General features: G+C 59.2%; 16 protein-coding genes. 6 read left to right on the top strand and 10 right to left on the bottom strand.

Annotation, left to right across the window (positions count from 1 at the left end; genetic code table 11):
- Nucleotides 1–88 precede the first annotated feature (88 nt).
- Nucleotides 89–1,789 carry an AMP-binding protein gene (locus HMPREF3098_RS00230; RefSeq protein WP_070433545.1) on the top strand — a complete coding sequence of 567 codons (1,701 nt, stop codon included), beginning with the start codon at nucleotides 89–91 and terminating at the stop codon, nucleotides 1,787–1,789.
- 57 nt (nucleotides 1,790–1,846) lie between these two features.
- Nucleotides 1,847–2,647 (top strand): SGNH/GDSL hydrolase family protein, encoded by an 801-nt coding sequence (locus tag HMPREF3098_RS00225; RefSeq protein WP_070433555.1) that lies wholly within the window; start codon nucleotides 1,847–1,849, stop codon nucleotides 2,645–2,647.
- A gap of 186 nt (nucleotides 2,648–2,833) precedes the next feature.
- Here the strand turns inward: HMPREF3098_RS00225 and HMPREF3098_RS00220 are convergent, their stop codons facing one another.
- The 4 genes from HMPREF3098_RS00220 to HMPREF3098_RS00205 are packed head-to-tail and all read right to left on the bottom strand — an operon-like array spanning nucleotide 2,834 to nucleotide 6,024.
- Nucleotides 2,834–3,706, bottom strand: a complete 873-nt coding sequence (locus HMPREF3098_RS00220) for a hypothetical protein (protein WP_246815791.1) — start codon at nucleotides 3,704–3,706, stop codon at nucleotides 2,834–2,836.
- The gene (locus HMPREF3098_RS11720; RefSeq protein WP_246815790.1) at nucleotides 3,699–4,214 is read right to left on the bottom strand and encodes a DUF6114 domain-containing protein; all 516 of its coding nucleotides are present in this window, start codon (nucleotides 4,212–4,214) and stop codon (nucleotides 3,699–3,701) included. The genes HMPREF3098_RS00220 and HMPREF3098_RS11720 overlap by 8 nt, the downstream gene beginning before the upstream one ends.
- A complete protein-coding gene (locus HMPREF3098_RS00210; protein WP_070433553.1) occupies nucleotides 4,198–4,767 on the bottom strand; it encodes a DUF6230 family protein in 570 nt (189 codons plus the stop codon). Before HMPREF3098_RS00210 ends, HMPREF3098_RS11720 begins: the two co-directional genes overlap by 17 nt.
- A 57-nt stretch (nucleotides 4,768–4,824) precedes the next feature.
- The gene (locus tag HMPREF3098_RS00205) at nucleotides 4,825–6,024 is read right to left on the bottom strand and encodes an MFS transporter (RefSeq protein ID WP_070433544.1); all 1,200 of its coding nucleotides are present in this window, start codon (nucleotides 6,022–6,024) and stop codon (nucleotides 4,825–4,827) included.
- Between the two features lie 98 nt (nucleotides 6,025–6,122).
- On the opposite strand from HMPREF3098_RS00205, the gene HMPREF3098_RS00200 reads away from it, so the two are divergent.
- Nucleotides 6,123–7,025, top strand: a complete 903-nt coding sequence (locus HMPREF3098_RS00200; protein WP_070433543.1) for a LysR family transcriptional regulator — start codon at nucleotides 6,123–6,125, stop codon at nucleotides 7,023–7,025.
- Between the two features lie 89 nt (nucleotides 7,026–7,114).
- On the opposite strand, the gene HMPREF3098_RS00195 is transcribed toward HMPREF3098_RS00200, so the two are convergent.
- The 6 genes from HMPREF3098_RS00195 to trmB form a co-directional block, all read right to left on the bottom strand.
- Nucleotides 7,115–9,223, bottom strand: coding sequence for a PhoX family protein (locus tag HMPREF3098_RS00195; protein WP_070433542.1), 2,109 nt, complete (start codon nucleotides 9,221–9,223; stop codon nucleotides 7,115–7,117).
- A gap of 125 nt (nucleotides 9,224–9,348) precedes the next feature.
- Complete coding sequence (locus HMPREF3098_RS00190; RefSeq protein ID WP_246815789.1) at nucleotides 9,349–9,900, bottom strand: DUF3054 domain-containing protein; 552 nt, start codon at nucleotides 9,898–9,900, stop codon at nucleotides 9,349–9,351.
- 11 nt (nucleotides 9,901–9,911) lie between these two features.
- Complete coding sequence (locus HMPREF3098_RS00185; protein ID WP_246815788.1) at nucleotides 9,912–11,144, bottom strand: lysylphosphatidylglycerol synthase transmembrane domain-containing protein; 1,233 nt, start codon at nucleotides 11,142–11,144, stop codon at nucleotides 9,912–9,914.
- Between the two features lie 132 nt (nucleotides 11,145–11,276).
- A complete protein-coding gene (locus tag HMPREF3098_RS00180) occupies nucleotides 11,277–13,907 on the bottom strand; it encodes an MMPL family transporter (RefSeq protein WP_083283843.1) in 2,631 nt (876 codons plus the stop codon).
- 90 nt (nucleotides 13,908–13,997) lie between these two features.
- Nucleotides 13,998–14,714: an NYN domain-containing protein gene (locus HMPREF3098_RS00175; protein ID WP_035115917.1), complete on the bottom strand. Its 717-nt coding sequence runs from the start codon at nucleotides 14,712–14,714 to the stop codon at nucleotides 13,998–14,000.
- A gap of 32 nt (nucleotides 14,715–14,746) precedes the next feature.
- Nucleotides 14,747–15,502 carry a tRNA (guanosine(46)-N7)-methyltransferase TrmB gene (gene trmB / locus HMPREF3098_RS00170; RefSeq protein WP_035115914.1) on the bottom strand — a complete coding sequence of 252 codons (756 nt, stop codon included), beginning with the start codon at nucleotides 15,500–15,502 and terminating at the stop codon, nucleotides 14,747–14,749.
- 35 nt (nucleotides 15,503–15,537) lie between these two features.
- Here trmB and HMPREF3098_RS00165 point away from each other — a divergent pair, with 35 nt between their 5' ends.
- The 3 genes from HMPREF3098_RS00165 to HMPREF3098_RS00155 all read left to right on the top strand — a co-directional run bounded on the left by HMPREF3098_RS00165 (nucleotide 15,538) and on the right by HMPREF3098_RS00155 (nucleotide 19,257).
- A complete protein-coding gene (locus HMPREF3098_RS00165; protein ID WP_070433541.1) occupies nucleotides 15,538–16,422 on the top strand; it encodes a hypothetical protein in 885 nt (294 codons plus the stop codon).
- A gap of 22 nt (nucleotides 16,423–16,444) precedes the next feature.
- Nucleotides 16,445–17,233, top strand: coding sequence for a DUF6802 family protein (locus tag HMPREF3098_RS00160; protein WP_035115908.1), 789 nt, complete (start codon nucleotides 16,445–16,447; stop codon nucleotides 17,231–17,233).
- A 200-nt stretch (nucleotides 17,234–17,433) separates the two neighbouring features.
- Entirely contained in the window at nucleotides 17,434–19,257 is a 1,824-nt protein-coding gene (locus HMPREF3098_RS00155; protein ID WP_070433540.1) for a phosphoenolpyruvate carboxykinase (GTP), read from the top strand.
- Nucleotides 19,258–19,467: the final 210 nt, after the last annotated feature.

The raw sequence follows: 19,467 nt of genomic DNA, 5'->3' as shown, positions 1-19,467 counted from the left end.
TACCCCAGAGGTGCGTGATTAGCGCGCTGTTTTCGGATAGCAGCGCACAGCGACGATTGTGTACAACTCCCCGACTAGAAGGGCATTTATGCCGGGCAAGATGCAAACTGCAGGCAAGCTGCAAAACCTTAAGTATTTTGGTGAAGCTGCATGGGCGGAGGTTCATGCTATCGCCACGGGTGTAGGTACCGCATTGAATTCGGGTGCGCTAGTCAAGGGCGGTGGCCTGCGGATGAAGAAGAAGCTTGTGGAAAGCATTACGCGTTACGGCTTCACCGCAGCCCGGCAGGCGTGGTACGCAGCTGAGGTTGCGCCGAATCGCACGGCCATTATCGATGACATGGGTGAGCTCACCTATGCTCAGGTGCGGCAAGAGACCGAGGCATTCGCCCGGGCTCTGCAGCGCATGGGGCTGGGGCCGGAGAAAAACATTGCGGTGATGGCGCGTAACTCCCGCGTCATTCTTTACCCATTGATTGCCAAGGGGTTCATCGGCGCGAATATTTGTTTGCTGAACCCGGCATCTAGCCCTATTCAGCTGCAAAAGACCATTGAAGAGCTCGATGTGCATACGCTCATCATCGATGAGGAATTCGCCGGGCATCTGCCCGCGGATTACACGCGCACCAAGGTGATTGTCGGACACGCGCAGGACCTGCATCAGCCCAAGGCTCCGAATCCGGAGTGGAAGACCTTCCAGCAGATCATCGAGGAAGCTCCTACGGAGGAGCAGGAGAAGCTACCCGTCATCCCGAAGCGCGGCATGATTGTCATCATGAGCTCCGGAACCTCTGGTACGCCGAAGGCCGTGGTGAACCGGGAGCCTCTCATCCCTACGCCCATTGCGGATCTGGTGACCTGGATTCCTTGGCGTGCAGAGATTATGGTCCAGCAAACGGCTTCGATGTTCCACTCCTGGGGTTGGGCCAACATCAATTTGATATTTGCTCACCGCGCGACCGTAGTGCTGCGTCGTGTGTTCGATCCCGTCCAGGCCATGGAGGATGCCGAGCGCTACAAGGTCAACGGCATCATTACCTCGCCGATTTTCATTAAAGAACAGCTGAAGGTTGCCCAAAAGGGGAACTACGATACCTCGGGCTTGGAGTTTATCGTGTCCTCTGGCAATGCAATGCACGAGGACCTGATCCGTGGGCTGCATCGGCAGTTCGGGCCTATTGTGTGCAACTTCTACGGTTCAACCGAAAACAGTGTGGTGGCCATTGCGAAGAAGGAAGAGCTGGTCGATCGTCCGGCTATGGCTGGCCGTCCCGTGCGCGGTGTCCGGGTCAAGATTCTTGATGACGAAGGCAATGTGTTGCCGCGGAACACTCCGGGCCGGATCTTCGCGCGTGGCACTTTGTCCATGCGGCGTTACGCCAACGAGCGGGACACCATGAACATTCAGCGCGGCCTGCTAGAGATTGGTGATCGTGGTTACCTCGATGACGAGGGACGGTTGTTCGTGCTTGGTCGCGCGGATGACATGATCATCGTCGGTGGTGAAAACGTCTACCCGCGCAGTGTTGAGGAAGTGTTGGCGCCGATGCCGGGTATCCGCGACCTGTTTGCCATGGGGGTGGATGATGAGGAAACGTTCAAACGCATGGCCGTATGGGTAGTCCGCGAGGATAGCCCGGAGGGTGAGGCGCTGACCAAGGAATCTATCCAGGAATGGGTCCGCACGCATCTTGCGGAACACTCTGTGCCCCGCGAAGTGACGTTTATGGACGAGCTTCCGCGCAACCCAACGGGCAAGGTTATGCCCCGAAAGCTTCCGAACGTCTAACTATTTTGTGCCTCAACAGCTAGAATTAATGAGGCCTAAATTCAATTGGAGAAAATCATGAAAAAATTTGCTCGTATTCTTACTGCTGCGGTGGCTGCAGCCGGTGCTGTCATGGGTGCAGCTCCTGCCGCTCAAGCAGCTCCTGGAAACACCGTGTTGCTTGGTGATTCCTACTTTGCAAACACTTCTTTCCAGCAGCTGTTCGAAGCGCGAACCAAGGGCGGCCCAAAGTGTATTCAGGGCTCCTTCCGTGTTGCTACGGAGCTGTCCCGCCTGACTGGTGCGCGGGTTGATGACTACTCGTGCAACGGCAAGGAACTGTACCTGGGGCGCGAGCCACTGGAGGCTCGCCTGGATCAGGCTATCCGCGACGGCAAGCTCAACCGCAACACCCGCAATGTGCCCATCATGGTTGGTGCTAACGACACGTACCGCACTACCGCCCCGATCGACAACCGTGCGGCTGCGCGTTCTTACGACCGCATCGCTGCGAAGATCAAGCGCGTAGCTCCAGGCGCCCGCATTCAGTTCGTCAGCTACCCGCACCTGACTAACGAGCGCGCTGGCCTGTGCCTGATTCGCCCTAACGGTTTGCCACCTATTGAGGCTCCGTTCCCCATCGTGAAGGAAGCCGAGCGCCAGCTGTGGCGCCAGTCCCACGATGCTGCTCAGCGCAACGGTGGCGTGTTCGTGGACCTGCACCGCACCACCCGTGGGCACGATACCTGCCAGCCAGGTGGCAAGGCATGGGTTGCCGGTGTTCTAGATAACCAGACCCCGCGCTACAACCTGACCATGCACATGTCCCACACCGGTGTGACCAACGCAGCGAAGCAGATTGGTGCTGCGCTGCAGTAGTCACAGTGCTAGCTAGCTGATTTCGGGGGGGGGCGAAGCAAGTAGTGCCTTGGGCGCAGGGGACCTGCTTTCCGGGGCCCCGGTAGCCACAGTGCTCGCCAGCTGAATTCGGGGGGGGGGCGAAGCAAGTAGTGCCTTGGTCGCAGGGGGACCTGCTTTCCGAGGCTGCAGTAGTCACCGTGCTTGTTAGCCGATCCGGTTGCCCGCCCCCGCTACCAACCGATCAGCTTTCACGAAGTACGTGTCCATGGTGCCGTTGAGCATCACCAGCTGCTCCGAAAGGGCATCTGGATTACCAAGACCGATTTTTTTGGCCTCTTTTTGAATCTGCTTTGGCGCCATGGTGGCGTCGATGGTGAGAGGAAAAAGTGGCACCCCGGCTAGGCGAGGGGTAACGGTTAGCTTGGAGACAACAATGTGGAAGTTGCCCTCCAATACGGTCGTTTGTCCCACACCAGTACGCTGCCAGATATCGCCACCGGCCGCCGCGGATTTCCGCGAATCCGGAAAGTCCACGCGCAGGTTCTTCAGTACGGCCTTATTTGCATCAATGCGGATGGCTGGCTGCAACCCCTGCGGAGTCTGCTGCTGCACCAGTGATAGCTTCACCTTGCCTAGCAGGGCAGTTTCATCGGATTTAATCGTGAATGTGCCGTTTTGGAGCGGCTTCATACCCGGAATGGGGCCCGGGGGTGTGAGATCCATGTGGTAGCGCTCAGGAATCTCCGGCGGTTTGAATGCCGGAGGTTTCGGTAATCGCGGCGGTGGTGGCAACGCCGGCAAACCGGGGAGCGGGTTCGCCTGTTGCTTACGTTGATGACGATCCTGCGGGCTCTGCTGGCCGTTCTGGTTGCCCTGCTTCGGCCCTTCCGGAGCGTTCTGTTGCCGAGGCTTGGTGCCGGGGTTGGTACCAGGAGCGCCCGGCAGATTAATTGGAGGTAAACCGGGTAGCTGAAGCTGCGCCAAGGCTTCGGGGGCCGCAGCAGCACCGATGCCGAACACACCTGCGGCGACCATCACCCCACCGGCGATAGTTTTGCGCCTAGATAACTTAGCCATTGTGAGCCTCGAATTCCTCTGTCGCGGTGTTCTTCGTCACGGGGGCATCGGCTGCTTGCTCTGCCGTTTCCTCCTGATCCGCTGCTTCTTCTGTGGATTCTTTATCGACGCCGCACCGGTCCCTCTGGCCCGGGGCCCATGATAGGGCCAGGGCGCCACCGATCAGGGCACACAGTGTGCCGATCACAAAGCCACCAATGTTGGATAGTGGTAGCGCGACAATGCCCAAAATCATGGCGGCCACACCTGCGAGGAGCCGTGTTTCGGCCTTGAACCAGCACATTAGGCCACAGGTGATTAACAACGCGCCGATCAGTAGCGTGGACACGCCCGAGATTGTGGCGACCTGGATCACGATATTGGATACCTCAAAACTGAGGTACGCCGGTGTGATCATGATGATTCCGGAAAGAATCATGAATAGGCCAGCGGCAAAAGGGCGGGCTTTGCGCCAGCGGGTGAAGCGGTTGGTGGTTTTCTCTAGGTCAGTTTTAGCAGGCTGCGTCATCTGGATTGACTAGGGAGATTTTGCTGCCACCAGCAGTCAGCTGGTCAGCAGAAAGGGACGAGGTGGAAATGGTCTGGCCTTTGGCGATGATGCGCTGGGCAGTCAGGCCCCACGAACCGGGCTCTGCCTTGTCATCCAGCTGGCTAGCATCCACACCAATCTGTGGTTTCTCCAACGTCAAAGCGCCACCAATGTCCGTGGCGGCGATGACCAGGTTTTTCGCAGAGAAATTATCACCGGGAACCAGCATCTGGAAGCGCTTATCACCCATGCCTGGGATTTTGACTGGGGCAGTCATACAAACATCGGACACCCGCGCGTTCTTGATTTTCAGGCGCGAAACAGCCTCTCGGCCAGTATGAAGCTTGTCGGAATCGGTGAATAGGTTGAACCCTTCACCATCGAGGGTGCCGACTTTCATGTTAAAGATCGTGTTGGACAAGGCCAAGTTGGCTGAAACGCCGCCTTGCGCAACAGCGACTCCCATGCCGGCAGTGGCGAGGAGCCCAGCGCCCAAGACGCCGGCGAAACGAAGTTTACGTGTGTATCCCATATGTGCATAGTATCGTTTTGCAAATTGCACGTCTGGAGAATAAAAGAATAATCTCTTTTAGCTTCCAGATTTCCTAGTGTTGCCCTGCTTGGACAGCGACAACGCAATGAGGAACGACACGCTGACGACCACCACAATCCAGGTCACGAAAACCGCCCATCCAGCGTGGAAGAAGTATCCGGAGATCCATCCCATCAGCGACGAACCCAAGTAGTAGCTGAACACATACAGGCTGGAAGCCTCCGCCCGATCGTGAGTGGCGATTTCACCTACCCATGCGGAGGCTGCGGAGTGCGCAGCGAAGAATGCTGCCGTAAATAACAAGGAACCTAGGAGCGTGGAGGGCAGCGTCGGAATAAAAAGCACCGCGAGCCCCACCGCAGCCAGAAGACACGAGCTGGCAACCACCCGCGCCCGGCCCCACTTGGAGACCAACGCACCCGCGCGGGCCGAAGACCAGGTACCCGATAGGTACATCACGAAGGTGAGGGCTGCTAAAGAAGCGGGCAGGCCGAAACTTTCGATAAGGCGGAAACTCAGGTAGTTGTACAGACTGACGAACACGCCCATCAGCAAGAACGGCAATGCGAAAAGACGTAAAAGTACGGGGTTATGCAGATGGCTGCTGATCGCTGAGAGCTCGTGGCGCCACGTGATGGCCTTCGGTTGAAACGTCCGTTGGGGCGGGATGACGGTCGCGGTGATTATTGCCATAGCGACGGCAAAAACGGCGCTGAGCAGCACCGCCTGCCGCCAGCCCATGAAGTCCAGCGCGATGCCCGGTATGAGGCGACCCAACAGCCCACCCAAGGTCGTGCCGGAGATGTAGAAACCCATCACGCGCGGTAGATAACGCCCATCGATTTCCTCGGCCAGGTAGGTCATGACCACCGCAGGCACGCCCGCGACGGCGATACCTTGCAGAAAGCGCAGCCCGATAATCGCCTGAATACTGGGCATGCAACACAACAGGAGGGATAATGCGGTCGCTGCCAACACGGATACCTGAATCACTCGGCGGCGACCAAACCTTTCGCTCACCACACCCGCCGGCAACACCGTCAAGGCCAACGCGCCCGTGGTTGCTGAGACCGTCAGCGCGGTGATTGTGGGGGAGACGTGGAACGAGTCGGATAGTGCGGGCAGAACAGCCTGGGTGGCATACAGAGCATTGAAGGAAGCCAAACCCGCGCACAGTGCTGCGATGAGGGCGCGACGGTATCGGGGGTCGGCCGGGGTAACTCTGTCGGAATGCATGTAGTCGATTGTGCGCCATCTGCGGTGTTTCGCATAATGCAATGAAATAATCGTTTAGTCCAGTAATACGCATAACTTTTGTGTCAGAATGAACCATCATGAAGCACTTGGAATGGTTCCTTGACCTCGCGGTAAGCCAGAACATGGTGGACTCGGCGCTCAGCCTGGGAGTGAGTCAATCCGCTTTGTCCCGAAGGTTGTCCGCGCTGGAGGAGGAAGTGAACGCGGAGCTGTTTGACCGCAGGGGACGGCACCTCATCCTCAACGAATGTGGGCGGGCATTGGCCGCACATACCCGTGACGCACTCGAGAGCTGGGAGCGCGGTGTAGCCGAGGTACACCGGCTGATGGACCCCGAAAAAGGCACAGTGCGTTTGGACTTCATGCATTCGCTGGGCACGTGGATGGTGCCGGATCTGTTGCGCTCCTACCGCGAATTGCATCCGCAGGTGGAATTCAAATTGGTGCAAGGCGCGGCGCAGACGTTGATTGATCACGTCTTGGATCGTTCCGCCGATTTAGCCCTGGTCGGGCCGAAACCCGCAGGGTTCGTGGACGCGGGAGAGCTCAACTGGGTGCAGCTGACTACACAGCGTTTGGCTTTGGCCGTTCCCGATAACCACCGGTGGGCGGGGCGGAAATCAATCAGCATCGCAGAAGCGGAGGCGGAACCGTTCATTGCCATGCTGGAAGGCTATGGCACGCGGATGTTGCTCGATGAGCTTACAGCCGCGGCGGGATTCCGGCCACGGTTGGTGTTCGAGTCGATGGAGTTGACCACACTCGCGGGACTGGTTTCCGCTGGCTTGGGGGTGGCAATTCTGCCTCTTGGAGATCCGAACTTGGTGGTTTCGGGCATAACAATGCTCCCTCTCACGGAGACCCGTGAGAGGGAGTTGGGCATCGTATGGTTGCCGGGCACCTCACCGGCCCCCGCAGCCGATGCATTCCGAAACTTCGTGACGGATCGGCTGGCGGGTGGCGCGTCGGCGTCGAGTTAAAAGGTGCTGGCGAACTACAGACGCCGGCGGGTTAAAGCGACGGCGAGTTCAGGACGCTAGCGAGTTAAGGCGCCAACGAGCCAGAACGCCTAAGCGCCGATGGTGCCGAAGTCGTCCTTCCAGACCACAACGGTGGAGGGGCGAGGAGCGTTCTTGCCTCCATCTGGCCAGTGGGACTTGGCATCTTCCAGCTTGGCATTCTCATCATCGTCCTCACCCGGGTGTTGGACGTTAACTAAAGCGCGCTTTTCGAAAACCAGCGGTCCGCAGGTTTCCGCGCCGACGGGCACGGTGAGGAACTGCTTGGTCAAGCCGCGAGCATCGCCTTCCAGCGCCACTGCGAACAGGCCATCGTTGGACTTCAGCGCATTACCATCGGTGGAGATCCACAGGTTGCCGAAGGAATCGAAGGTGACGTTGTCTGGGCAGGAGATTGGGGAGACCTTGGACTTATCGAAACCACCGAAGTAGGTTTCTGCCTCGGATGGATCACCACACACCAGCAGCAGGTTCCACTTCATATCTTCGCCAGTGTGGTTGTCCTCGATCTCCAGGACCAGGCCGTTCTTGTTTTCCTTGATTGGAGCGACCTCGGCGATGGGAGCGTCGCCCTTGTCTGGGCGATCGGCACCACGGTACTTGTTGTTGGTCAGGGCACAGTAGACCTTACCGGTAGTTGGGTGTGGCTCGATGTCCTCTGGGCGATCCATCTTGGTGGCACCAACCTTATCGCCGGCTTCTCGGGTGTAGACCAGAACCTCTTCGCCGGTCATGCCATCAACGTGGCTTTCCACGCTACCGTCGGCCTTGGCGGTGGCCAGTTTGATCCACTTACCGGTGCCGTCGTACTTGCCGTCTTCTGGCAACTTGCCGGATTCTTTGAAGTCCTTGGAGTTGCCCTCGAAAGTGCCAACGTACAGGGTGCCCTCGTCGAGGATCTTCATGTTCTCGGCGCGGTCTGCATCGGTCTTGCCACTGCGAACCTTGCGTGAAGAAACGAACTTGTAGATGTACTCGAAGCGGGAGTCGTCGCCGGAGTAAGCCACTACTGTGCCGTCGTTGGTGACGTGAATGTTCGCACCCTCGTGCTTGAAACGGCCCAAAGCGGTGTGCTTGATAGGGGTGGATGTGGGATCCCAAGGGTTGATTTCCACTACCCAGTTGAATCGGTTTGGCTCGTTTGGCTCTTTGCGCACGTCGAAGCGGTCATCGAAGCGCTCCCACTTCCGCGCGGTTTCCTTGTCTTCGATGCCGTAGCGCTTGAGGTGCTTGCGGACCTTCTCGTCCTTGACTTCTTCGCCACCGGCGAAGTACTGGTCGATGTTCTCCTCACCGGAGAGAACGGTGCCCCATGGGGTGACGCCACCGGAGCAGTTGTTGAAGGTGCCCAAAACGGTCTTGCCAGAGGGGTCTTTCTCGGTTTTCACCAGATCGTGGCCAGCCACTGGGCCGCGTAGTTCGAAGTCGGTGTTGCCGTGAATACGACGATTGTATTTGCCCATGACGGGCTTCAGGCGACCGTCCTTGTCGTTGCCTTCGACTTCGACAACGCTCATGCCGTGGTTGGCCAGCTCGATCGCGACTTGTTCTTTGGTTGGCTTCTTTGCGTCGTACTCCCGGAACATCTGCTGCGGGGTGGTGTACTCGTGGTTGCACACCAGCAGGAAGCGGTTCTTTTCGCCTTCGATGGGCAGCAGCGCGGCGAAATCGTTGTTGAAGCCGTACTGCTTCTCGGCAGCTTCTGCGGTCTGGTTGTCGATGTCGAACTTCGGTGCGCCCTCTACGACAGGGTCGCCCCAGCGCAGCACAATATCGCTGGAGTAGCCCTTGGGTACGACAACTTCGTCCTTGGTGTTTGGTTCCACCATGTCGAAGTTCAGGCCCTGCGGAGTTGCAACGTCCTTCGCGGACTCGGAGGCGCTGGCTGCGGAGCTGCTGGAGCCAGCGGAAGAGCCCTTGTCGTCCGAACACGCGGCCAGGAAGGACGCGCCACCGACGGTCACCATTGCAGCGCCACCAGCGCGCAGCGCGGAGCGGCGACTGAAGGTGGCCTTGACAATGTCACCGAAGTAAGTGTTGTCGGATTCGTTCGGAACTGGCTTAGAGCAGGCATCTCCACACTTGTACACACAGGTGCGGTGGGAACGGCCGGACGTAAAGTCCATGTTCTTCAATAGGTTAAGCCCCTTCAGGCCCATGGCATTCTCCTCAGCAGAAAACGTGCAGTGATTGACTTGCTTACCGTAGGAAAAGGAATCGAACTGCCGGTTTCGCCAAGGTGTATTTCTTGTTAACCTACCGCTGTTGGGGGTGGTTTGGTTGCTTATTTATCGACGCCCGGCGCCGCGCGACGAGCGCGCATGCCGGTGATAACGCGCCACCCCAACAATAAAAGTGCGCCCATAATGCTGGCGACGAGCATGAATGACCAGTGAGGTACGCCCCCGTGGCGAAGCCCCCAGATCGCTAGGCCCGCGACGACGGTGCACAGCCACACAATTACGCCACTGCCCATGGATGTTGCGCGCGCGGTCTTCCCCGTAATGGCCAGTAACAGCCAGCCCAAAGCGGTGCCGATGAGGAAGGGCCATAGGGTTTGCAGCCACCCTGCAACGCTGAGTGGCATGTCCTCCGATTGGTGGGCTACCCGTGCGAACAGGGCGAACAGCGCCACGCCCAGAATGTCCATCAGTAAAGCAGGCGCAGGCGAGGTCCGGGGGCGCGACCCGCTCTCCACGCGGGCGCGGTGGTGTGGTGTGGCGGCGCGGTCGGCAGTGGTGGACGCGTGGCTAGAAGTGCCAGCGTGTCCGGCGGCAGCGGTGGAGTTGCCCGCAGTGGTGGTTGAAGGGTCAGGAACAGAATTGGCGTTGTCCATATTCGGTGAGTCTACCGGCCGTCGCGGATAGTGCCATCCACCGACGGGATGGCCCCGTTGGTCTTCGTGGTGGAATCGGCTGCGCTTGCCTCCGCACCTGCGGTTGCAATCGCATCAGTGCTGCTTGCGCTCGTATCGCTCATCGACGCTGCACGTGCCGTAGTGCCCGCGCCCGCATCAGTGGTACCTTGCGTGGGCGCAGCTGATTCGCCCGTCATCCCGTCTTTGGCGACCTTGGAAAACTGAGCGGTGAAAAAGACGATCCAGCCCACGATGGTCAGTCCCACAAAGCTGATCATGCGGAAGCAGATCACGCTGGCGAAAGCTTGCACGGAGGTCATGGAAGCCACACCTACGAGGCTTGTTGTCAACGCCACATCGACTGGCCCTAAACCACCAGGGGTGACTTGGGCTTGACCTACCAGTTTCGCCGCGAGGAAACTCAACACCACACCTGCGATCGGTGGTTCCGCCCCCACGGCATAGATGCACCCCAGCAGACACAGGATCTCGAAAACCCACTTGGCCATAGAAGCAGTGATGCTGATCGCCAGCCTGGGGAGGGGCAATTGCACTGTGGAAAGCTGCTCTGCCAGGCCAACTAATTTTTCTTCGAAGCGATCCACAGGCTTGTGCCGCCACCGGTTGTAGGCGCGCAGACGTGCACGTAACCACCGTTCCATCTCGTGTGGATGAGATGCGACCCAGTTGGTTGCTAGTGCCAAGATTACCAACGCCACCAGGCTGAATAGGGCTGTGCTGAGATCAAATTTCCTCCCGATAAAGAACACAGCGCCAATCGCTAACAGCGCCATACCGCCACCAGCCAGAACCCCGGACAGCACTAGGTACCAGCTGGAGATGACGGCCGTTGCGCCCCATTTCATCTGCTCGCGGAAGATCATCGCCGCAGAGATTGCGGGACCACCGGGGAAGGTGGAGGAAACCGAGTTCGCTGCCAACCCCAGTGCGTTCACGCGCAACCGGCTTACCTTTACCCCGGCCGAGCGCATCAACACCACCATCACCTCGGCCTGAGCCAGCATGGCCAGCCCCATCATGGCTGCTGCTTCCCACAGCCAGCGATCGTCCGCGCGAATCATCTCGCGCCAACCATCGCCGATGAAGTGCAGTTGGTCGCGGGCCGCCACCAAGATCGCTACCAACAGCAGTAAAGAAAGCACCGCCCGCACCCATGGCCGGCGGAGGAAGGCGAGAATCGCTTTGCCCTTACTCTGGCTCAACGGCGCATCCTCCTTCCTTTGTTCGCACCTTCTTGTAGTGCGTTGCTTCCTTACGGTCCCATCGATTGTGTAGCACGATAGCTAGCCCGTAGGGTCGGCACGCCGATGGGACCCGTCAGCAATGTGTCTACGCTACCGTTTGTCTTTGTGCGCGGGGCGTTGATCCTGTTGATTATCAGGTTGGGGGAGGGGCCGGCGCTCCAGCTTCGGGTGCTGCGCATTTTCACGTCCAGCACCGTTCAACGCCGTTTCCTGCCCAGCATCGCCCTGAGCCGTGTACCCCGCTGCCTCCTGTGCAGCCTTACGCTCCGCCTGTTGCCGCTGCATACGCTCCATCAGCTCGTGGAACGGCAACGTACGTTCGTGCCGCTGCACAGGCCGCTCGGGGATACGCGCCGGGGCGGTGGAACGCGCCGCGCGCTGTACCCCCTCTTTCGTCCCAGCGCTCTCGCGTGTTTGGTCAGCATCTGCTGTTACGTGTTGCTGTGCCCCCTCGGTCGTCCCAGCACCACTATGTGCGTTGACGGCTCCTGTAGTCACGTATTGCTGTGATGCCTTCTTTGGTTCGACGCCCCCACGCACATCCCCAACCCCAACACCCGCAGGCTCCGGTTGCAGCGGGTGCGTGCCGGATGTACCGGATAGTTGCTCGTTATGCCCGACCTTTTCGGAGAGCTTCTTGACCCAGGCCGGTGCCCACCAGCTGTCCTCGCGCAAGAGGTGCATCACAGCGGGCACCAGCAGCATACGGATCACCGTGGCGTCCAAAATAAGGGCGATGACCATGCCGAAGGCGATGTACTTCATCATGACGATGGAGGAGAACCCGAAGGCCCCACACACCACAATCATGATCAGTGCGGCCGCGGTAATGATGGCACCCGTGGTGGCCGTACCGAACCGGATGGCCTCGTTGGTAGAGGCACCGCGTGCGCGGGCTTCCACCATGCGAGAAACCAGGAACACCTCGTAGTCCGTTGATAGGCCAAAGATGATCGCTACGATCAGCACCAAAATCGGGGACATCAATGGCCCGGCTGTGTAGTTAAACAGGTCCGCACCCACTCCGTCCACGAATAGCAAGGTCAGCACACCCAAGGTGGCGCCGGTACCCAGGATGTTCATGATCACGGCCTTGGCGGGGATGATCAGGGAACCAAAGATCAGCGCCATGAGGACAAAGCTGACAACCACGATGTACAACAGCATCCACGGCAGCTTCTCGAACAACGCGGAAATCGATTCGACCTCCAGTGCTGGCGTGCCCGCCACGTACACCTCGGCGCCATCGACCTTGAGGTCCTCTAGCTGGTGAACGATATCGCTGTAATCGTCACGGTCTTTAATGCCCGTGCCCAGCACCGTCACCCCGTCTTTGGTGGGTTGGGTGACTTGGAATGGCGCAGTCAGGCCCTGCAGCTGGTTGGCTTCTTGGAACACCTGGCCCACTGCGGCACCGTCGCCCTTGATGACTAGCTTGATAGGGTCGGTACGGAACTGCGGGAATTCCTGGTCGAAGTGTGATTGCGCTACGCGCGTTTCGTTATCCGGCGGTAGGTATGTCTCATTGATTCCGCCCAGCTTGATCCCCGCGATCGGCACAGTCAGCGCCAACAGAGCCACGACTACCAGGAACGTCACCTTCTTGGAGTGGCGCATCGCAAACGCGGGCACCTTACCCCAGAATCCATCGACAACCTCATGGCGGCTTTGGGTCTTTCGTCGGATCGACCACTTGTCGATGTTCTTCCCCAGCAGCGCGAAGATGCTGGGCAACACAGCCACACTCAGCAGCGCGGCCAATCCCACCGCGCTCATGGCACCAAAGGCTACGGACTTAAGAAATGCCTGCGGGAAGATCAACAACCCGGATAACGCTACGGCTACCATCGCCGCGGAAAACACTACGGTTTTACCCGCGGTTGCCGTGGTGTTGCGCACGGCTGTGGGAACGTCGTTGCCTTCCGCCAGCTCCTCGCGGAAACGCGACACCATGAACAAGCCGTAATCAATAGCTAGACCCAGGCCCAGCAAGGTCACTACGGACTGAGCGAAGACGTTGATCTGCGTGGCGTCGGCCAAAATAGCGAGCACGCCCATGGAACCCAAAATGGAAAGAACGCCCACCAGCAACGGCATGAAGGCCGCAATCACACCCCCGAAAACCAGCAGCAACAGCACACCCACGGCCGGGAGCGCGTACAGCTCGGCGCGGGAGATATCCTCGGCCATCCCTTTATCCAGCGCCCCGGAAACCGCGGTGGCACCAGCGATTTCTACCTGCACACCCGGTGCTTGAATGTGGTGTAGCTCGTCCTCAATAACGCGGTAGTTCTTCAGCACATCCTCGGCCACTCCCTGCAGACTCACCGAAGTAAACGTGGCCGACCCATCTTCCTTGGCCAATGCGCGCGGGCCGCCGGTGTACACGGAACTGACGGCTGCCACTTGGTCTGGGTGGTCGTCCTTCAGCTTTTTCAGCTGGGCTGCCATTTCTTTTTTGACGCCTTCATCCACCGCAGCCCCCGGCTTGTCACCGGTGACCAAAATGATGACGTCGCTGCGCGCGTCGCGACCGAACACGTCTTGCTCGATCTGTGCGGCACGCGTGGATTGGGAGTGCGGGTCATCCCAGCCCTCTTGGCTCATTCTCTCGCCGAGTTTCAACCCGAAGACGGCGTAGAGCGCAACAATCGCCAAAATGATCACAAAGGGGATAATTCGGCGGAAGCGGTAGGCAACATCGCCCCAAGTGCTAAACACTGTGGGTTCCTTTCCAGTGTTGTGCAGGATAAATCCGGAAGCTACGTCAAGCGTAAACCTCGGAGTGGTACGGGAATAGTTCTCGGAGGGCTAATCCAGCAGTGCTGATAGCGGGCGGAATGGCTGCAGCCATGCACCACCATCCGGCAGATTGTCCAGGTTCACACGAGGCAAGGGTTCGCGGAAAACTCCGGAGATGTCTTCTAGATCGATGAACTCCAGCGAATCGCTACCAAGCGCCCACGTGGTGTGCTCTTGGAATCCCAGGACGGTGACGGGGATTTCCTCGGCTAGTTCTTCGAGGAACTCTTGGAAGTTTTGTCCATCGGCGCTGGCTACCACTACTCCGTCGAGGTTGCCTTGTGCGTGACGCAGGCGGATGTGTTCCAGCATGTCGGGATCCACATCGGAATCCTCCGTCAGCTTGGGCTTGGCGAAAACGGCAAAGCCTACGTTGCGTAGGGCCTCTACCCAGGGGCGAACCAGGTCGGCGCTGCCTTCAGCAATGTTGGTGAAGACGGTGGCTTCGGGTTCAACCGGACCGTCGAACTCCACGGCCAACTCATCGGCGCGTTCCAGTAGCCAGCGACCGACCGCATCGAAACGCGGGCGGTGGGAGGCCGTAGGACGGCTGCCCAGAATGGACCCGAGGCCCATGTCGATATTCGGCGCGTCCCACACCAGCAGCAATCGACCGGTGGAGTGGTCCGAGTTCTCGGCATTGTAGGAACCCCCGGTTCCACCGGAGTAGGTGGGCGCGGTGGTTTCCGCATCGCGCCTTAAGGTGCCTTCTGAAGTGTCAACCATGGTGATCAATCCTTGAGTTTCGCAGCTCACCTTTAGCGCTTGCGCCAGAGGTATTCGCGAATGGTGTGTTCTTTGTCGAGACCCTTGCCCTCGAACTTGGTGATGACCTGGCGGTCGGTGAGCACGGGAACTTCCGCGGGCCAGCCCAGGTACTCCAACTGGGGCTCCGCCTCCACGAGCTCGTCGATCCATTCTGCGTAGTCAGCGTGGTCGGTAGCGATATGCAGTATGCCGCCGGGGCGCAAACGCGAGGCGATGAGGTGTAGCGTGCCCGATTGCACGATGCGCCGTTTGTGGTGCCGGGCCTTGGGCCATGGGTCGGGGAAGTAGATACGTACACCGGCCAAGGATTCCGGCGCGAACATGCGCTGTAGAACCTCCACACCGTCGCCGCGGATCATCCGGATGTTGTCGATTTCTCCGCGCACCACGGAACCCAGTAGTTTCGCCAGTCCTGGCCGGTATAGCTCCACGGCAACGATGTTCGTGTCTTTTTCCAGCGGGGCCATGGCAGCGGTAGAAGTGCCGGTACCGGAGCCGATTTCTACGATCGTATCGGCCTCCCGACCGAACCATTTGGGCAGGTCAATGCGCTCATCGGATAGGACCTTGCCCAGCCGTGGCCAGTTTTCCTCCCACAGTGCTTCTTGGTTGTCGGTTAGGGTGCCCCGGCGGAAACTGAAGTTTCCCAGTCGCGGATAGTCGCGTCCGTCGTTAAAATCAGTTTGGAGTGGGCGACCCGGGGGTAGGTTGCCTAAGTTTTTATCAGAACTATTCATCTCAACCATTGTTGCAGATTGAGGGGAAAAGTGGGGGTAGCCCTATGAAAACGGTATCTGTCATTGGGCCGGATGGGGATCGGGTCCGCTTGGTGGGGGAGCAAATGGAGCGCTGCGCTCGAAGCGTTGCCTCGCCCCATAGAGAGTTTCGCGTGCTGGTGGCTGCTGGGCCGGAGGCGCGGCCCGATTGCGTTGTTGCCGTTGCCGGGCAGCCCACTGCCGAAAACCTCCGGGTAGTGCGGGCGGTGGTCGGCGCCATGGGTGTGGTGGTTTTGTTACTCGACGCCTCGCTGGCCCCCTGGCCCGATATTCCGGGTGCGCTCCGGGTCAATTCGGCGGACGAGGCGGCGCGGGTCGTCCGGAACTTAAAAGTCGATATGAAACGTTGGTTCGCCGATGCTCATCGTGCGGATTCCGAACGTTTGGATCGGGTGCGGATCGCTGTGCGGCTGTCCGGTGGGCGCTTGGCTAAGGAATGCGCGCAGATCGAGGATAGGGATGCAGCCCACGCCACGTTCGTGGCGGGGCTGCGGCATGCCGTGGTGCGGCACGGTGTGCTGTTCCCGAGCGTTGATGTGGCGGTTCCCGAGTTGCCGGTGGCCGCATCGTCCCCCGTCAGTCGGCTGGAGACCTGGCTGCCGCTTGCTGGGGGTTTGGGGGCTGTGGCGATGGGAGCGGGAATCGGGCGGGCGTTCGACCATGTGTTTATTGGTTTGGCGCTGGGCGTATTGGTGGCTGCGGTGGTAGTGGCTCTGCGGTTTAAGCTGCAGCGGGAGCATAGTGCGCGCCGCAGAACGGGGGAAATCCAACAGGCACTGCAGCAGCACTGGGCGGAGCTGATCACGCAGGTGGTGGCGCGCCTGCACATTCCGAGGGTGGCGGAGCAGGTGAGACAACTAGAAAGCAACGGGATCGGAGTAGCACGATGAACGCGGGGAATGGAGTAGCACGATGAATGAGTTTTCTGGGGATTGGGGTGCGCTGGAACCATCTTCTGATTGGCACACGATCGCAGATGTCGCGCGTCAAACAGATCAAGGTTTGTTGGGGCACGGTGTTATCAATCATCTGGGATTGAGTGAAGGGCTAGGTGTGGGCCAAGGCGGGATCCTGGGCACGGGGCCGGACATAGGACTAGGTACAGGGCTGGGGGCAGGAGCGGACTCGGGATTTCTTACTGAGAGGGCCGCCGGACATTTGGGTATGACGATCGGCGAGGAAGAACTGTTGCTACCTGCCGACATAGATACCGATTCGACCACGGTTGCCACCGCTGACGGCATGAGCATCTTTGCCGATACGGATGGGGACGGCCAAATCGACTATGTCTCCAATGTTTCCTTCGATGGGCATTGGTCCGCCTGGCGGTGGCTGGGGGAGGGGGAAGCGAGGGGCGTCGGCCAACCAGAACAGCAAGCCCCTACCACCGATCTAGGGGGCGGGCGGCCGAATGGTGTGGAGGCATTAAATAAAGGTGCGACCAGTGGGCCGGCGCAGATGAAGGGGGATGCGACGCCCGCTGGTTCGGCAGGGAACAGCGATGATGCTGCAGCAGGGGGTCCGGCAGAGCTGGCTGGGGGTGCGACGGCCGCTGGTTCGGCAGGGAACAGCGATGCTGCTGCAGCAGGGGGCGGCGCTGCAGGGCGCGGGGACGGTACGGGGGTGAAAGAGGAGCCTCAGGAGGGGCGAAAGTGGAACATTCGGACATGGAAATGTGTTGATCGGGGGGAATGGGGTTAGGATTATCGGTGACTAAGGGTGACCAATAACACGCCCTTTCGGGAGTAAAACAGGATGTTTGGCCCTTCGAAGCCAGATAGTCTGAATGTATCGGCGCGTAATGCGTTGCGACCATATAGAATGTGCTGTCTATGAGTGCAATCGCCCTAGATTGCTCCGAGCCCGGTACGCGAGAGATTTAAAACGTAGGGAGAGATTCGATGACCATTCGAGGGCTAGTCGGTGAGGCCCCCACGCAAAACCAGGACCTACTGCAGTGGATTGAGGAGAGCGTGGAGTTCTTCCAACCAGAGCGAGTAGTGTTCTGCGACGGTTCCGATGAGGAATGGGATCGGTTGGCTTCCGAGCTCGTGGAACACGGCACCTTGGTAAAGCTGAATGAGGAAAAGCAGCCTAACTCTTTCCTCGCGCGTTCCAACCCGGCCGACGTTGCCCGCGTGGAATCTCGTACCTTCATCTGCTCTAAGAAGGAAGAGGATGCTGGCCCGACGAACAACTGGGTCGATCCCGAGAAGATGCGGGCCGAGATGCGCGAGCACTTCTCCGGGTCCATGCGCGGACGCACCATGTACGTCGTGCCTTTCTGCATGGGACCAATTTCAGATCCGCAGCCCAAGCTTGGTGTGGAGCTGACGGATTCCGCATACGTTGTGATGTCCATGCGCATCATGACCCGCATGGGCGCAGAGGCTTTGGCGAAGATCGACGCTACCGGTGACTTTGTTAAAGGCTGGCACTCCGTGGGTGCTCCGCTGGAAGAGGGGCAAGAAGATACAGCGTGGCCTTGCAATGACACGAAGTACATCACCCACTTCCCTGAGGACCGTGAGATCTGGTCCTACGGTTCGGGTTACGGCGGAAACGCCATCCTGGCGAAAAAGTGCTACGCGCTACGAATCGCCTCCGCGATGGCGCGCGATGAGGGCTGGATGGCCGAGCACATGCTGATCCTGAAGCTGATCAGTCCCGAAGATAAGGCGTACTACATCTGTGCTGCGTTCCCATCTGCGTGTGGCAAGACCAACCTGGCCATGATCCAGCCGACCATCCCGGGGTGGCGCGCGGAGGTCGTTGGTGACGACATCGCGTGGCTACGCTTCGGCGAAGATGGTCGCCTGTATGCCGTGAACCCAGAAAACGGCTTCTTCGGTGTTGCTCCTGGCACGAACTACAGCTCCAACCCGGTTGCTATGAAGACCTTGGAACCAGGCAATAACCTGTACACGAACGTTGGTCTCACCGACGAAGGTAGCGTGTGGTGGGAATCCCTGGAGAACAAGCCAGAGCACCTGACCGACTGGCTGGGTAATGAATGGACTGCCGATGGTGAAGGCGTTGCCGCTCACCCGAACTCCCGTTATTGCACCCCAATCTCCCAGTGCCCAACCGCGGCACCGGAGTACGACGATCACAAGGGTGTTCCTGTTTCCGCCATTCTGTTTGGTGGACGCCGCGCGGATACCGTGCCACTGGTGACCCAGGCCCGCGATTGGAACCACGCAACGTTCATCGGTGCCACCATGGCTTCGGGTCAGACTGCCGCTGCGGCTGAAGCCGCGGTTGGTTCCCTGCGCCACGACCCAATGGCCATGCTGCCATTCATCGGTTACAACGTCGGTGATTACCTGCAGCACTGGATTGACATGGGTGAAAAGGGCGGCGACAAGATGCCTGAGGTATTCCTTGTCAACTGGTTCCGTCGCGGTGAAGACGGACGCTTCCTGTGGCCGGGCTTCGGCGAGAATTCCCGTGTCCTGAAGTGGATCGTTGACCGCATCGAGGGGCGCGTGGAAGCTGACGAGACCGTTGTTGGCTACACCGCACGCTACGAGGACATCGATACCGACGGTCTGAAGGAGACCGAGGAGGATATCCGCGAGGCGCTGAAGGTTGATCCAGCAGACTGGGACCGCGACCTAGCTGACAACGAAGAATGGCTGAAGTTCCTGGGCCCGAAGGTTCCGCAGGAAGTGTGGGACGAATTCAATGGCCTGAAGGAGCGTATCGCTGCGGCCCAGAAGTAGCACGAAGCGGGGGTTTGACGTGGCGGGCTGGCCCGCTGCTCGGAACCCCCTTTACGTCGGACTGTCCCGGTACGGACGTAGGCGTAGCGCTGGCAGCTGTATTGTATTGGGCAGGCGTTTCTAACGCCTGCCCCTTCGGCCGGCAGGCCGAAAAGAAACGGTGCTGTTGCAAAGTTGGGCAGTAGAAAGACCGGCGTGAAATAATCAGAG

Origin of the sequence: Corynebacterium sp. HMSC28B08 (genome assembly GCF_001806865.1) — a bacterium.
GTDB classification, from domain to species: domain Bacteria; phylum Actinomycetota; class Actinomycetes; order Mycobacteriales; family Mycobacteriaceae; genus Corynebacterium; species Corynebacterium auriscanis.
This window is presented reverse-complemented; position numbering and strand designations above follow the sequence as displayed.